Raw genomic sequence first — 14527 nt, 5'->3', positions numbered from 1 at the left:
TCGGCTTCCGCCTCAGTGCGCACGGCTGCTGCCGTCGGTGAGCTTGTATCCGACCCCGAACACGGTCTGCAGATAGGCCGGCCGCCCGGGTACGGCCTCGATCTTCTTGCGCAGATTGAGGATGTGTACGTCGACGGTGCGCTCGGTGATGTAGCGGTCGAACCCACGGGTCACGGTCAGCAACTGGCGGCGGGTGAAGACCCGTTCCGGTTCCGTGGCCATCGCCGCGAGGATCTCGAACTCCCCGGGCGTACAGACCACCGGCCGCCCGTCGAGACCGACGGTACGGCGCACCGGGTCGATGGTGAGAGCACCGATCCTCAGCACGGGATCGTCGGGCGTCGTGGCACGCGTTCGCCGCAGAAGGGTGCGGATCCGGGCCATCAGCTCGCGGGGGCTGTAGGGCTTGGTCATGTAGTCGTCGGCGCCCAGGTCGAGGCCGAGCAGCAGATCCGCCTCGGTACGGCGGGCGGTCAGCATCAGCACGAGCACATCGCACTCCCGGCGCAGCACGCGGCACACGTCCAGGCCGTCGATCAGGGGCAGCATGACGTCGAGGACGAGCAGGTCGGGCTGTCGGCGCCGCACCTCGTCGATCGCCGCGCGCCCGTCGTTGACGACGAGGGCGGTGTGGCCCTCGCGTTCCAGGTAGCGGCGGATCACCTCGGCCTGTTTGACGTCGTCCTCGGCCACCAGGACATATGCGCTCACGGCCCTCACCCTAGGGTCACGGCCGCCACACCAGACAGAATTCTGACGGCAGCCTGACAGGATCTTCATATGCTCCGGCCACGGTGCCGCCATGTCGAACCTCATTCATCGAAGGCGGTCCGCCGTCCTTGCCGGCGTAGGCACAGCAGCGGCACTGTCCCTCCTCGCCGCCTGTGGCGGCGGCTCGGGCGGAGACGGAAACACCTCATCCGAGGACAAGGGCGTTGCTTCGCTCGACAGTCCGAGTGCGGGCGGTGGGTCGTCGACGGCGAGCGCCGACGCCGACGCGGGCCGTCCCCAGCTGCGGCTGGACACCTCCGAGGCGGAGCGTGCCCGGCTGACAGGCATCTACTTCGACTGTTTGCACGAGAAGGGTGTCCCCGGCGGGCGCAAGCCGGGAGCAAGCCATTTCTCCCCCGCTGGTGATGCCGCCAAGTACCCCGCCGCCTACAAGGCGTGCCAGTCGAAGAATCCGCTCCAACCGCCGGAGCAGGACCCGGCGAAGAACCCGCACTACGCGGACGACTACCGGGACTACATCAAGTGCCTGAACGACGGGGGGCTGAAGGTCCACGCCCTGCCCGACAACGCCGGCTGGACCTATGACAGCTCGGTGCCCACCATGAGCGCGTCCGCGCAGGACAAGCTCGACCGGACCTGCACGCTCAAGGCGTTCCAGTGACGCGGGCCGCGCGGTCCACCGCGGTCCTCGGTACCGGAACGCTCGTGGCGCTCTCGCTGCTGACGGCCTGCGGCGGTGGCACGGGTGGCTCGGGCGGCGGCAGCGGCGCGTCCGACGACGACGGCGTTGCCTCGATCGCCAGTCCGAGCACTGGTACGAGCCCGAGCGGCGCGTCGCCGTCCACGGGCACCGACCCCGATACGGGCCGTCCCCAGCTGCGGCTGGACACCTCCGACGCGGAGACGGCACGGCTGAACCAGATCTTCTTCCGGTGTCTGTACGAGCAAGGTGTGCCCGGCGGGACCAAGCCGGGCTCCACGGGAATCAGCGTCAACGCCGACATCAGGAAGTACCCCGCCGCCTACAAGGCGTGCAAGTCGAAATGGCCGCTCCAGCCACCGGAGTTGGACCAGGCGAAGAACCCGCATTACATGGACGACTACCGCGAGTACATCCGCTGTCTGAACGCCGGAGGCCTGAAGGTCAAGGCCCTGCCCGACGGCGGCGGCTGGAACTACGACGGCGAGAGCGACCTGACCGAAGCCCAGCAACACAAGCTTGACCGCGACTGCGAGCTGAAGGCGTACAAATGACACGGGCCACGCGGGCCAAGAGCCCGAACACCCCCAGTGGCGACAGTGGCGACAGTGGCGACGACCTCGACGACGCCCGTCCGCGTCGCGGAAAGCGGCGACTGAAGATCGGGGCCGTGGCACTGGTGAGCGTCACGGCCACCGCGCTCGGCGTCACCGTATGGCAGGGCGATGACGCGAAGCCGAGCACGACCGCCGACGCTTCGGCGCGTGTCGGTACCGCGACGGTGACCAGGACGGACCTGTCCAACGCCCAGACGCTGAGCGGGACGCTCGGCTACGGCAAGGCGGCACCGGTCAAGGGCGGCAAGGCCGGACTGGTCACGTGGCTGCCCGCGGCGGGCGCCAAGGTGTCCCGGGGCCGAACGCTGTACAAGGTGGACAACGTCCCGGTGCCGGTGTTCTACGGCGGTACGCCGCTGTACCGGAGGCTGGACGACAGGGGCACCACCGGGCCCGACGTGAAGGTGATCGCCGACAACCTCGTGCGGCTCGGGTACGACATCGGCCCGCAGCCGACGGCGGGCACTTGGGTCGCACAGCACCCGGCCGCCGCCCCGGCGGACACGGCCGACGACAGGGCGTCCGGCAACAAGGCCGGTGGCACGGCGGACCCGTCCGAAGAGACCGGCGGCACGGCCGACCCGTCGGGCAAGGCAGGTGGCACAACCGACCCGTCCGGCAGGACAGGCGGCGGCGCCGACCCGTCCGCGAGCCCCGATACGAACCCGTCCCCGACCCCCACCGCGACCTCCGTCCAGGTCAAGCGGGGAGACGGGGTGCTCACCGCCGACCTGATCGCCGCGATCAGACGCTGGCAGAACCAGGTCGGGATGCCCGTCACCGGCGTACTGGGCGTCGGGGACGTCACGGTGCAGCCCGGTGAGGTACGGGTCGACGCGGTGCAGGCCCAGACCGGCGACGACGCCACCGGGAGCCTGCTGACGGTCAGCTCCACCACCAAGACGGTGTCGGTGACGGTGGACGCGACGGAGGTCGGCTCGATGTCCCGGGGCGACCGCGTGACGGTGACCCTCCCGGACAACTCCACCGTCAAGGGGACCATCGAGGTCGTCGGTGCCACCGCCACCGCCGACAACTCCGAGGGTGACACCAGCGGAGCGAGCCCCGCCCGGATGACGGTCACCATCTCGGTGCGCGACACCGGGCCGGTACGGGAGCTGACCTCCGCCCCGGTGCAGGTGGCGTTCACCTCGGCGACCCGCAAGGGCGTGCTCGCCGTACCGGTCGGCGCGCTGATGGCGCTGAGCGAGGGCGGCTACGCCGTCCAGCTCTCCGGCGGCCGGCTGATCGCGGTAAAGACCGGGATGTTCTCCAAGGGGATGGTGGAGGTCACCGGCACCGGCATCGCGGCCGGGACGAAGGTCGTGACCACCTCGTGAACACCCGACCGGTGCTGGCCGTGATCAACGCGGGCATGGCGTACCCCGGCGGGGTGAAGGCCCTGGACGGTGTCTCGCTCGCCATCGAGAAGGGCGAACTGCTCGCCATCGTCGGCCCGTCCGGGTCCGGCAAGTCGACCCTGCTGAACATCATGGGCACCCTGGACCGGCCGACCAGCGGCACCGTGGAGATCGGCGGGCACGACGTCGCGGCGCTCTCCGACCGTCGGCTCTCCGCGCTGCGCGGGCGCTGGCTCGGCTTCGTGTTCCAGCAGTTCCACCTCACCGACGGCCTGACCGCCGCCGAGAACGTCGCCACCGGGCTGCTGTACGCCGGGGTGCCGCGCAGGCAGCGTCACCCGCTGGCCCGGGAGGCGCTGGCCCGGGTCGGCCTGGCGCGCCGCGCAGGGCACCTGCCAAGCCAGCTGTCCGGCGGTGAGCGGCAGCGGGTGGCCATCGCCCGCGCGCTGGTCAACCGCCCGGCCCTGGTGCTCGCGGACGAGCCCACCGGCGCCCTGGACACCGCCAACGGCCGTGCCGTACTGGACCTGTTGACCACGCTGAACGACGAGGGCACCACCATCGCGATCATCACTCACGACCGGGACATCGCCCAGCAACTGCCCCGCCGGGTGGAGATCCTCGACGGCCGCCTGGTCGCCGACACCCGTACCGACGGCGCCGACGACACGCTCGCTACCCGTACCGGCGGTCTCGACGACACGCTCGCCACCCGTACCGACAGCCTCGACGACGACACAGTGGCCATCCGTACGGGCGCCCTCACCGACACCCACGGGGAACGCCGGCCATGACCACCACCACAACCACCACCTCGAAGCGGCCCGCCGTCCCCGTCCCCGTCGCCGTCGACGCCGACACCAGGCCGGTTCGGCTGGCCCCGCTGGACATCCTGCGGCTGGGGCTGCTGGGCATCCGTACGCGGAAGATGCGCGCGGCGCTGTCCGCGCTGGGCATCTCCATCGGTATCGCCACGATGATCGTCGTGACCGGGATCCCGGCGTCCAGCCAGAAGGCGCTGATGAACGAACTCTCCGCGCTGGGCACCAACATGCTCCAGGCCGTCCCGGTCCCCAACCAGGACCCGCCGGTCCAACTGCCGCCCCAGTCGGTGGACATGGTCCGCCGGATCGGACCGGTCACGGAGGTCAGCGCGGTCGCCAACACCCACTCCGAGATCTTCCGGAACGACCGCGTCGGCTCCGACGACTACGCGGGCCTCGCCGTCCTGGCCAGCAAGACCAATCTGCTGCGGGCGATCAACGCGGAGGTCCAGTCCGGACGCTTCCTCGGCCCCACCACCGAGAAGTTCCCCACGGCCGTCCTCGGCTCGGTGGCGGCCACCCGGATGGGCATCGCGAAGGTCGTCCCGGGGCAGCCCGCCCCGCAGGTCTACATCAACAAACGCTGGTTCACGGTCATCGGCGTCCTCGCCAGGACCCCGCTCTCGCCCGACATCGACCGCTCGGTCCTGGTCGGCTGGGACGCCGCGCGCACCCAGCTGAAGTTCACCGGCCACCCCACCGTCATCTTCGTCAAGGCCCGCGAGGACGGCATCGACGCGGTCCGCGACGTCCTCGGCCCGACCATCTACCCCGAACTGCCCGGCCTGGTGCAGGTCAGCCGTCCGTCCGATGCCCTCGCCGCCAAGCGCGCCACCCAGACGACCTTCTCCGCCCTCTTCCTCGGCCTCGCCGGAGTCGCCCTGCTGGTGGGCGGCATCGGAGTGGCCAACACCATGGTCATCTCGGTTCTGGAACGCCGCCGGGAGATCGGGCTGCGGCGGGCGCTGGGCGCCAACCGGGGCCAGATCCGCAGCCAGTTCCTCACCGAATCCGTGGCCCTCTCCTGCCTCGGCGGCCTGGCCGGCACGGTGCTCGGAGTCCTGGCGACCATCGGCTACGCCACCTATCAGGGCTGGCCGCCAGTGATCCCGCTCCCGGCGGTGGCCGGCGGATTCGGCGGCGCCGTCCTGATCGGCATGGCCGCCGGTGTCTACCCCTCCATCAGGGCCTCCCGCCTCACCCCGACGGAGGCCCTGGCGACAACGTGAGAGCCACCGAGGCGATCCCGGTGCGGTTCGGCCGATGAACGTGTACGAGCCCTGGCATCTGTGCCAGGGCTCGCCTTGTTCACGAAGGCCCCACGCCTCTCACGTACCGCCGTCTTTCACGCAGAAGTCATGCGGCCCTTCCCTGACGTTTGTTGCTCTTGTAAAACTCCAGTCGCGCACGTTCATCGCGTACGCGCCCTCAGCACTCCTTCAGGACAAGAGGTCACCAGCCATGCCCGAAGTGAATCGGCGCCGATTTCTCCAACTTGCAGGCGGCACCGCGGCGTTCACCGCGCTGTCGGAGAGCATCGCCAAGGCCGCGGCCATCCCCGCGGGGTATCACCGCGGCACCATCGAGGATGTCGAGCACATCGTCGTCCTCATGCAGGAGAACCGTTCCTTCGACCACTACTTCGGTGCGCTCAGAGGCGTCCGTGGCTTCGGTGACCCCCACCCGGTGACGCTCGACAACGGCAAGTCCGTGTGGCACCAGTCGGACGGCACCAAGGACGTGCTGCCCTTCCACCCGGAGGTCGACGACCTCGGCATGCAGTTCCTGGAGGGCCTGCCGCACAGCTGGCCCGACGGGCACGCCGCCTACAACAAGGGCAAGTACGACAAGTGGGTCCCCGCGAAGGGCCCCACGACCATGGCGTACCTGACCCGCGAGGACATCCCGTTCCACTACGCGCTCGCCGACACGTTCACCGTCTGCGACGCGTACCACTGTTCGTTCATCGGCTCCACCGACCCGAACCGCTACTACATGTGGACGGGCTTCACCGGCAACGACGGCAAGGGCGGCGGTCCCGTCCTCGGCAACGACGAGGTCGGCTACGACTGGACGACGTACCCCGAGCGCCTGGAGAAGGCCGGGATCTCCTGGAAGGTCTACCAGGACATCGGCGACGGCCTGGACGCGGCCGGCTCCTGGGGCTGGATCCAGGACCCGTACCGCGGCAACTACGGCGACAACTCGCTGCTCTACTTCAACAAGTACCGCAATGCCAAGGCCGGCGACCCTCTCTACGACAAGGCCCGCACCGGCACCGACGCCCGCAAGGGCGAGGGCTTCTTCGACCAGCTGCGGGCCGACGTCTTGGGCGGCACGCTGCCGCAGATTTCGTACATCGCCGCCCCCGAGGCGTTCTCCGAGCACGGCAACTGGCCCACGAACTACGGTGCCTGGTACATCGCCCAGGTCCTGGACGCGCTCACCTCCGACCCCAAGGTGTGGGCGAAGACGGCCCTGTTCATCACGTACGACGAGAACGACGGCTTCTTCGACCACCTCGTCCCGCCGCTGCCGCCGCGCGACGCCGAGCACGGCAAGTCCACCGTCGACGTCGGCCTCGACCTCTTCCCGGGGAGCGAGAAGAACGTCGCCGGCCCGTACGGTCTCGGCCCGCGGGTGCCGATGATCGTCGTCTCGCCCTGGAGCAAGGGCGGTTACGTCTGCTCCGAGACGCTCGACCACACCTCGATCATCCGGTTCATGGAGCGCCGCTTCGGCGTCGAGGAGCCGAACATCTCGCCCTGGCGGCGGGCCATCTGCGGCGACCTGACCGCCGCGTTCGACTTCTCCCGCAACGACAGCAAACCCGTCGACCTCCCGGACACCGACGCGTACGAGCCGCCGGACAAGGACCGGCACCCGGACTACAAGCCGACCCCGCCCGCGAATCCGGAGCTGCCCAGGCAGGAGGGTGGCCTGCGGCTCGCCCGTCCGCTCCGGTACGCGCCGTGGACCGACGGCTCGCTGGACGCGAGGGCCGGGAAGTTCAAGCTGACCTTCGCCTCGGGCCGCAAGGCCGGCGCCTCCTTCCACGTCACGTCCGGGAACCTCACCGACGGCCCCTGGACCTACACCACCGAGGCGGGCAAGAGCGTCTCGGACACCTGGGAGCCGGCGGACTCGGCGGACTCGTACGCGGACAGCTCGTACGACCTGACCGTGCACGGGCCGAACGGCTTCGTGCGCGTGTTCAAGGGCTCGGCCGACGCCGCCGGACCCGAGGTCACCGCCCGCCACGACGGCGACGACATCGAGCTGACCTTCACCAACAAGGGCACCCGCACGGTGAACCTCAAGCTCACCAACGGCTATGGCGGCAGGCCGCATTCGTTCCGCGTGCGGCGGGGCGCGACCGTCAGGCACACCGTGGACCTGCGGACGAGCAAGCGCTGGTACGACCTCACCGTCGTGTCCGACACCGACGATTCCTTCCTGCGCCGGTTCGCCGGTCACGTCGAGAACGGCCGGGTGGGCGTCAGCGACCCGGCGATCGCCAGGTAGGTCGGGTCGTAGAGGGGCGTGTGACGAGGGCGGCCGGTGCGTACCGAGTACGGTACGCACCGGCCGCCCTCGTCGTGGAGCGGGCGGGGCAGCGGGCAGCGGGCAGCGGGTCAGAGTGGTGTCAGGTGCTCGGACGTCGGCGGCGTCGGCTGACGGGGAATCAAGAACGGTTTGAACGGGGCGGGTTGGGGCTCCAGCGCGAGAACCGCGGCGACGGGATGCGGCTCCCGGTCCACCGCCGGAGGGGCGGGTGTGGAGCGCGACAGCGTCACCACACCCCAGGCCGCGACCGCGGCCCCGACCAGTGTCGGCAGGAGCCCCGCCGCACCGCCCTGCGGCCGTTCGCCGAGCAGCGAGAGGCCGATCACCACGGCGGCGATGGGGTTGGCCAGCGTCACCACCGCCAGGGGAGCGCCGAGTCCGCCCTTGTAGGCGGTCTGCGAGAGCAGCAGCCCGCCCGCCGCGAAGGCGGCGACCAGCAGGGCGACCACGATCACCTGCCCGCTGAGGAGAGACTCCGAGCGGTCCGTCGCGGCGACCGTGACGGTCTGGGTGAGTGCCGAGGCGACGCCCGAGGCGAAGCCGGACGCGGTCGCGTGCCGCAGTCCGGGGCGCGTGCCCGGCCTGGCCAGTACGCCGATGAGGGCCGTGGTCGTGCCTGCCACGGCCAGCGCCTGCGGGACGCTCAGTACGTCGTCGGGCGCGGGCCCGGACGCCGTGACCAGCAGGGCCGCGAGCCCGGCCAGCGTCAGCGCCGTACCGCGCCACTCGACGACCGTGACCCGCCGCCCCGCCATCCGCGCGCCCAGCGGCACCGCGGCGACGAGCGTGAGCGCGCCGAGCGGCTGGACCAGCGTGAGGGTCCCGTACTTGAGGGCGGCCACGTGCAGCACCGCCGCCGACGCGTTGAGGCCCACCGACCACCACCAGGCACCGCGGCCGAGCAGACGCAGCACTCCGGAGTCGGTGGTCCGTGCGGCCAGCCGCTCCTGGGCCACCGCGGCGGCCGCGTACGCGACGGCCGAGAACAGCGACAGGACGACGGCGACGAGGGTGGCGCTCATCGCCCGGCTCCCACGAGCTCCGGCGCGTCCTGCCCGCCGGGCGTCCCCGGCCCGCCGAGCCCGCCCGGTGCTTGTGGCCCGTCCGGCCCTTCCGGTACGGAGATGCCGGCGCCCACGCGCTCCCGGCCGGGCTCCGCCGTCGTTGCCCTTGGCGCCGTCCGGCGCGGGACGCGGATCACGGCGAGGGCGATGCCGAGGAGCGCGGCCGCCACGATCGCGTCGAGCCAGTAGTGGTTCGCCGTACCGACGATCACCAGCAGCGTGACCAGCGGATGCAGCAGCCACAGCGGGCGCCACCGGGACCGGGTCGCGGCGATCAGGCCGACCGCGACCATCAGGGCCCAGCCGAAGTGCAGCGACGGCATCGCCGCGAACTGGTTCGACAGCGAGTCGGTCTCGGGCGAGGCGCCGTACACCGTGGGCCCGTACACCTGGCCGGTGTCGATGAGGCCCGTCGCGGCGAGCATGCGCGGCGGGGCGAGCGGGAACGCGAGGTGCGTCACCAGGGCGGCGGCGGTGACCGCGGCGAGGACCCGGCGGGCCCACACGTAGTGCCTGGGCCGCCGGAGGTACAGCCAGGCCAGGAAGGCCGCGGTGGCGGGGAAGTGAACGGTCGCGTAGTAGGTGTTGACGACGTGTACGACGCCGTCGCTGTGCAGCAGCGCCGACTGCACGTCGCCTTCGCCGGGCAGGCGCAGGAACCGTTCGAGGTCCCAGACCCGGTGCGCGTTGGCGAAGGCCTCACCGGTGTGGCCCGTGGCCAGTTGCCGGCCGAGCTTGTAGACGAGGAAGAGTCCCGCGACGAGCAGGAGCTCACGGACGAGGGGCGGCCGCGCTGTCGCGGCGGACCCCTTCTCTGCAGGCTCGGTTGGGCATGCCATCCCCCGGCCCCTTTGCTGACGGTCTCGCGTGTTCTGGTGCGTGGTGAGCCCAGGAGGGGATCCACTCGACACAGGGGTGGGTCCTGTCCAAGGCTCATCGATACGCCAGTGTACCGATACGTTTGCGTTCCGGTACACTGGCGTATCGATAGGAGATGCGCCACACTGAGGCCGGGCCGAGGGCCACACTGGGAACCACAGGGAACGGGCCCGCCCGGGGTCACGGAGACGAGCGAGGAGAAGAGCCATGACGTCGCAGGCAGCGGACGGACCGGAGACGGTCGCCGCCTCGCGCCGCTCCAAGATCACGCCCGAGCGTGAGCAGGAGTTCTTCGACGCCGTGATCGACCAGATCCGCGAGTGCGGATATGACGCGCTGACCATGGAGGGCGTCGCCGCCAGCACCCGGTGCAGCAAGTCCACGCTCTACCGGCAGTGGAAGACGAAGCCCCAGTTCGTGGCGGCGGCACTGCGCGCCAACCACTGTCCCAAGTTCACCGGTATCGACACCGGCTCGCTCGCCGGCGACCTGCGCGTGGTCGCGCGCACGGCGGGCGAGCGGTCCGACGAGGACACCAGACTGCTCCAGGCACTCGGTCAGTCCGTGATGCAGGACGACGAACTGCAGCGCGCGCTGCGCGACGCGCTGGTGGAACCCGAGATCGAGGCGCTCCGGCAGATGGTCCGGCGCGCGGTCGAACGGGGCGAGATCGCGGCCGACCATCCGGCACTGGAATTCGTGCCCGCCCAACTCCTCGGCATGCTCCGCGTCCGCCCTCTCCTAGAGGGCCAGCCCGCCGACGCCGAATACCTCCTGCGCTACGTGGAAGTGGCCCTGCTGCCGGCCCTCGGACTGTCGGAGACCACCTGAGACCCAGGCCGCCGTCCACGGGATGACTGGACGGCGACCTGCTCGCGCCGCACCGTGGGGACGGGGGCGGCGCGCACCCCCCGGCCGGGTGGGGTTCCTCTTGAGCGGAGAGGCACCCCACCCGGCCGACTGCTGTCCCGGCACCGCCAGTTCTGGGCGTCGTGCGTCTTCTGACCGCCGTGCGTCCTGCCTGCCGTACGTCCTGACCGTCGTACGTCCTAGACGTTCTGCCCGTTGCCGCCGCCGGTCGCGGACTCCTTGATGCCCTTGGTGATCTCGTCGATCACGGACTGCTTGGGAGCCTTGGAACTGATATCGATGCCGAAGCGCACGACGACGAGCTGCTTGGCGTTGCCCGGCGCCGGGAAGACCAGCGACTCGACGTAGCCGTCGTCGCCCTTGCTCGTGACGACCTTCCAGCGGACCGCGTAGCCCTTCTGCCCGGCCACGGTGACGGCCTTGGAGGAGAGCTCGTCGGTCGAGGTGATCTTGCCGTAGCTCTTGCCGCCGTAGGACTCCTCGGCGTTCTTGGCGATGTCCTCCTTGGCGGCTGCCTCGACGGTGGTGGCCTTGAGCTCCAGCGCGAGCGCCGGGGCGGAGTAGGCGCCGCCGCGTGTGCAGTCCTTCGTGGTGTCACCGGGGCACTTGTAGGAGTCCTTGGACGTCACCTGGGCGCCCACCTGGATGGTCTCACCGCTCCAGCCCTCGGGCACGGGGAGACTGATGCCGTTGATCGGGTCAGCGGCGTAGCCCTCCTCGGACGGCACCGGCTGCGGGATCTGGGACTCGCCGCCGTCCGGGCCGCTGGGGCCGCCCTGGCTGCCGCCGTCCTGTCCCGGCGTGCCGCCCGGCGGGGTCGGCAGCGGTTGGGTGTTGCTCGCTTCGTCGCCGCCCGAATCGCCGTTCGTGGTCAGTGCGTACACGCCGCCGCCGATGCCGGCGAGCACGGCGACGGCCGCGGCGACGGCTATGGACGTACGTACTCTGCGCCGCGGGCCGCCGGGGTGCGCGCCCGGGTACGGCGAGCCCGGCGGAAACGCGTGTGGACCCCAAATGGCGCCGGACTCCGCGGGGCGGGTCTGGTCCGTCCATGTTCTACCGTCCCACCAGCGCTGCGTGGCGGGGCTGTCAATTGTCTGCCCGGGGTCGGGGTACCAGCCGGGGGGAGTCGCCTGCGTCATGGGTCCACCGTATGAGGTGCGAGTGAAAGCCGGATGAGAGGGACCGGATTCAGTTCACTCAATCACGAGCCGCACCGGCTGTTTCAGGCCCCGGGGCAGTGGCGGCAGCCCGTTCCGCCCCGGCGTCACCGAGCCCAGCACGCTGGAGTGCCGGGCGCCGGTGCTCCTCGGGTCGGTGCCCGCGAGACCGTGCAGCGTCAGGAAACCGAGCACGGCGAAGGCGTACGCCTCCTTCGCGGCCGACGGCAGGCCCAGCGCGTCGGAGGTGTGCAGTGGCACCCCCGGCAACTCCTCGGCGAGCAGCGCCATGAGGACGGGGTTGCGCGTGCCGCCGCCCGAGGCGATCACCTCGGTTCCGCGCACCGAACGGACGGCGTCCGCGACCGTGCGCGCGGTGAGCCGGGTGAGGGTCGCGATCACGTCCTCGTGGGCCGGAGGGCCGATGTCCGCCGGTACGGCCCGAGCGGCCAGTGCCGCTGGAGCCGTCAGCGCCGTCAGTGCTGTCAACAGGTAGTCCCGGTGGAACAGTTCCTTGCCCGTGGTCTTGGGTGCGGGGCGCGCGTAGTACGGCTCGTCGAGGAGGTGGCGCAGCAGCGGTTCGTGGACGGTGCCGCGGGCGGCCAGCGCGCCGTCCATGTCGTAGGCGCGGCCGGTGAAGTGGTGGACCGCCGCGTCGATGAGCGCGCTCGCGGGCCCGGTGTCGAAGGCGGTGCCGTCGGGCGCGGTCAGGTTGGCGATGCCGCCGAGGTTCAGCGCAACTGGTGTGCCTGGTCTGCCGCGCAGCCACATCAGGTCGACGAGGCTCACCAGGGGCGCCCCCTGGCCGCCCGCGGCGATGTCGCGCGGCCGGAAATCGGCGACCACGGGCAGCCCGGTGACCTCCGCGATCCAGGCGGGCTGACCGATCTGGAGGGTGCCGCGCACCCGCTCTCCGTCGGCCCAGTGGTAGACGGTCTGGCCGTGCGAGGCCACCAACTCGGCTTGTCCCTCGCACAGTTCGCGGTCGGCGCGGAGAGCGGCGGCGGCGAGGGCCTGCCCGATGAGCGTGTCCAGGCGGCACACCTCGGCGAGGGTCGTGGCCGCCGGAGGCAGCGCCACCGCCAGCGCCTCGCGCAACTCGGCCCCGTACGCCCCGCTGACCATCCCGAGCGGCCGCAGTACCAGGCTGTCTCCGTCGAGCCGCAGGTCGGCCGCAGCCGCGTCGATCGCGTCGTACGACGTGCCGGACATCAGGCCGATCACCCGCACCTCATCAACTCCCTTGCCTCACAGGCGCCTTACGGAGCGTCAGAAGTGTCAACGCGCTCACCGCGCATGTCACGGCCGCGTAGTACGCCGGAATGTCCACGCTGCCCGTCCGCTTGATCGTCTCCGTGATGATGAGGCCCGCACATCCCGAGAAGACGGCATTGGACAGGGCGTAGGCGAGTCCCAGCCCGGTGTAGCGGACGCTCGTCGGGAACATCTCCGAGAGCATCGCGGGCCCCGGCCCAGCCATCAGCCCCACGACGGCGCCCGCGACGAACACGGCCGTACCCTTCACCGCGTGCGAAGTTCCCGGACCCGAAGTGCCCGTGTCCTGAAGGAGGTTGAGCAGCGGGACCGCGAGGACTGTGACCAGCAGCGCGCCCGTCAGCATCACCGGCCGCCGCCCGATCCGGTCGCTGAGCAGGCCCGCCGGAATGATCGTGACCGCGAAGCCCAGGTTGGCCAGGACGGTGGCGACCAGCGCCTGCTGGAACGTGGCGTTCAGCGAGCTCTGCAGATACGAGGGGAGCACGACGAGGAACGTGTACCCGGCCGCCGCCCAGCCCATGACGCGCCCCGCGCCCAGCACGATCGCCTTCGCCACCTCACGCCCCGGCGGGCGCTCCGGCCCGGGCTCCTCCTGTGGTTCCCGCTGTTCCTGCTGTTCCCGCTGTTGCAGTTGTTCCCGATGTTCCTGCTGTGCCCGTAGTTCTCGTGGCTCTCGTAGCTCTCCTACTCCCCGTAGTTCTCCGAGTTCCCGTCGTTCCCGGAGCGACTCGAAGGACGGCGTCTCGTCGAGCCGCAGGCGCAGCCACAGCGCCCCGAGCCCCATCGGCAGCGTCAGCAGGAACGGCAGCCGCCAGCCCCAGTCACTCAGTTGCGCCTCACTGAGCACGGTCGCCAGCAGGGCCGCCACCCCCGCCCCGCCCAGCAGCCCCAGCGCCACCGTGAACGACTGCCACGACCCGTACAGGCCCCGCCTGCCCGGTGGCGCGAACTCCGTCATCACCGACACCGCGCCCCCGAACTCCCCGCCCGCGGACAGCCCCTGAACAACCCTCAGAAAGGTCAGCAGCCAGGGCGCGAGGGCGCCGACCGTGTCGTACGTGGGCAGCGCGCCGATCAGGGTCGTCGCGGCCGTCATGAGGACGATGACCAGGATGAGCACGGGCCGCCGACCGACGCGGTCGCCGAGCCGCCCGAACAGCGCCGCGCCGACGGGCCGGAAGAAGAACGCCAGCGCGAAGGACGCGTACGTCCTGACCAGCGCCTCGGCCTCGCCGCCGCCCTCCGGCGTGAAGAACCGGGCCGCGATGACCGTCGCGAAATAGCCGTAGACGCCGAACTCGTACCACTCGATGAAGTTGCCCACCGACCCCGCGACCAGCGCCCTGCGGGAGCGCTCGGGCCGGTCGGGCCGGTCGGTCCGCGGGCCGGAGCCGTGCACCGGGGCGCCCATGCCGTTCCTCCCGCCGTCACGACGATGTGGAAAGTCAGTGTCAGTACGCGGCTTTTGACAGTCA

13 protein-coding genes are annotated in these 14527 nt (G+C 70.9%); 7 read left to right on the top strand and 6 right to left on the bottom strand.

The genetic code is table 11. The features are described from left to right. Positions 1–12: 12 nt before the first annotated feature. Positions 13–711 (bottom strand): response regulator transcription factor, encoded by a 699-nt coding sequence (locus tag OHA11_RS05035; RefSeq protein WP_266492354.1) that lies wholly within the window; start codon positions 709–711, stop codon positions 13–15. Between the two features lie 91 nt (positions 712–802). On the opposite strand from OHA11_RS05035, the gene OHA11_RS05030 reads away from it, so the two are divergent. The 6 genes from OHA11_RS05030 (at position 803) to OHA11_RS05005 (ending at position 7759) form a co-directional block, all read left to right on the top strand. Further along, positions 803–1393, top strand: coding sequence for a hypothetical protein (locus OHA11_RS05030; RefSeq protein WP_266492352.1), 591 nt, complete (start codon positions 803–805; stop codon positions 1391–1393). After that, positions 1390–1986 (top strand): hypothetical protein, encoded by a 597-nt coding sequence (locus OHA11_RS05025; RefSeq protein WP_266492350.1) that lies wholly within the window; start codon positions 1390–1392, stop codon positions 1984–1986. The genes OHA11_RS05030 and OHA11_RS05025 overlap by 4 nt, the downstream gene beginning before the upstream one ends. After that, positions 1983–3389 (top strand): hypothetical protein, encoded by a 1407-nt coding sequence (locus OHA11_RS05020; protein WP_266492348.1) that lies wholly within the window; start codon positions 1983–1985, stop codon positions 3387–3389. Before OHA11_RS05025 ends, OHA11_RS05020 begins: the two co-directional genes overlap by 4 nt. 35 nt (positions 3390–3424) lie before the next feature. Beyond that, positions 3425–4204, top strand: coding sequence for an ABC transporter ATP-binding protein (locus OHA11_RS05015; RefSeq protein WP_266506957.1), 780 nt, complete (start codon positions 3425–3427; stop codon positions 4202–4204). Further along, entirely contained in the window at positions 4201–5463 is a 1263-nt protein-coding gene (locus tag OHA11_RS05010; protein WP_266492346.1) for an ABC transporter permease, read from the top strand. The genes OHA11_RS05015 and OHA11_RS05010 overlap by 4 nt, the downstream gene beginning before the upstream one ends. 232 nt (positions 5464–5695) lie before the next feature. After that, positions 5696–7759 carry a phosphocholine-specific phospholipase C gene (locus OHA11_RS05005; RefSeq protein ID WP_266492343.1) on the top strand — a complete coding sequence of 688 codons (2064 nt, stop codon included), beginning with the start codon at positions 5696–5698 and terminating at the stop codon, positions 7757–7759. A 110-nt stretch (positions 7760–7869) separates the two neighbouring features. Here the strand turns inward: OHA11_RS05005 and OHA11_RS05000 are convergent, their stop codons facing one another. Both OHA11_RS05000 and OHA11_RS04995 read right to left on the bottom strand, forming a co-directional pair. Then, positions 7870–8823 (bottom strand): DMT family transporter, encoded by a 954-nt coding sequence (locus tag OHA11_RS05000; RefSeq protein WP_266492341.1) that lies wholly within the window; start codon positions 8821–8823, stop codon positions 7870–7872. Further along, positions 8820–9704 carry a phosphatase PAP2 family protein gene (locus OHA11_RS04995; RefSeq protein WP_266492338.1) on the bottom strand — a complete coding sequence of 295 codons (885 nt, stop codon included), beginning with the start codon at positions 9702–9704 and terminating at the stop codon, positions 8820–8822. Before OHA11_RS04995 ends, OHA11_RS05000 begins: the two co-directional genes overlap by 4 nt. Before the next feature lie 247 nt (positions 9705–9951). Between OHA11_RS04995 and OHA11_RS04990 the strand changes: the two genes are divergently transcribed. Then, entirely contained in the window at positions 9952–10575 is a 624-nt protein-coding gene (locus OHA11_RS04990) for a TetR/AcrR family transcriptional regulator (protein ID WP_266492334.1), read from the top strand. Positions 10576–10793: 218 nt separating this feature from the next. Here the strand turns inward: OHA11_RS04990 and OHA11_RS04985 are convergent, their stop codons facing one another. From OHA11_RS04985 to OHA11_RS04975, 3 genes are read right to left on the bottom strand one after another with little or no spacing between them, the layout of a single operon-like run. Further along, positions 10794–11756, bottom strand: a complete 963-nt coding sequence (locus OHA11_RS04985) for a DUF2510 domain-containing protein (RefSeq protein WP_266492330.1) — start codon at positions 11754–11756, stop codon at positions 10794–10796. Between the two features lie 54 nt (positions 11757–11810). After that, on the bottom strand, positions 11811–13004 hold the full coding sequence (locus OHA11_RS04980; RefSeq protein WP_266492327.1) for an anhydro-N-acetylmuramic acid kinase: 1194 nt from the start codon (positions 13002–13004) through the stop codon (positions 11811–11813). A gap of 4 nt (positions 13005–13008) precedes the next feature. Next, on the bottom strand, positions 13009–14463 hold the full coding sequence (locus OHA11_RS04975; RefSeq protein ID WP_266492325.1) for an MFS transporter: 1455 nt from the start codon (positions 14461–14463) through the stop codon (positions 13009–13011). Between the last annotated feature and the right edge of the window lie 64 nt (positions 14464–14527).

It is taken from the genome of Streptomyces sp. NBC_00878, assembly GCF_026341515.1.
Taxonomy (GTDB): domain Bacteria; phylum Actinomycetota; class Actinomycetes; order Streptomycetales; family Streptomycetaceae; genus Streptomyces.
The sequence above is the reverse complement of the archived record's forward strand: the minus strand, read 5'-3'. Positions and strand labels throughout refer to the sequence as shown.

Excerpts from the sequence above, each read along its gene's own strand:
- OHA11_RS05030 (WP_266492352.1), top strand. The coding sequence starts at position 803 with ATGTCGAACCTCATTCATCGAAGGCGGTCCGCCGTCCTTGCCGGCGTA.
- OHA11_RS04975 (WP_266492325.1), bottom strand. The coding sequence starts at position 14,463 with ATGGGCGCCCCGGTGCACGGCTCCGGCCCGCGGACCGACCGGCCCGAC.
- OHA11_RS05015 (WP_266506957.1), top strand. The coding sequence starts at position 3,425 with ATGGCGTACCCCGGCGGGGTGAAGGCCCTGGACGGTGTCTCGCTCGCC.
- OHA11_RS05005 (WP_266492343.1), top strand. The coding sequence starts at position 5,696 with ATGCCCGAAGTGAATCGGCGCCGATTTCTCCAACTTGCAGGCGGCACC.
- OHA11_RS05000 (WP_266492341.1), bottom strand. The coding sequence starts at position 8,823 with ATGAGCGCCACCCTCGTCGCCGTCGTCCTGTCGCTGTTCTCGGCCGTC.
- OHA11_RS04995 (WP_266492338.1), bottom strand. The coding sequence starts at position 9,704 with ATGGCATGCCCAACCGAGCCTGCAGAGAAGGGGTCCGCCGCGACAGCG.
- OHA11_RS04985 (WP_266492330.1), bottom strand. The coding sequence starts at position 11,756 with ATGACGCAGGCGACTCCCCCCGGCTGGTACCCCGACCCCGGGCAGACA.
- OHA11_RS04990 (WP_266492334.1), top strand. The coding sequence starts at position 9,952 with ATGACGTCGCAGGCAGCGGACGGACCGGAGACGGTCGCCGCCTCGCGC.
- OHA11_RS05020 (WP_266492348.1), top strand. The coding sequence starts at position 1,983 with ATGACACGGGCCACGCGGGCCAAGAGCCCGAACACCCCCAGTGGCGAC.
- OHA11_RS05010 (WP_266492346.1), top strand. The coding sequence starts at position 4,201 with ATGACCACCACCACAACCACCACCTCGAAGCGGCCCGCCGTCCCCGTC.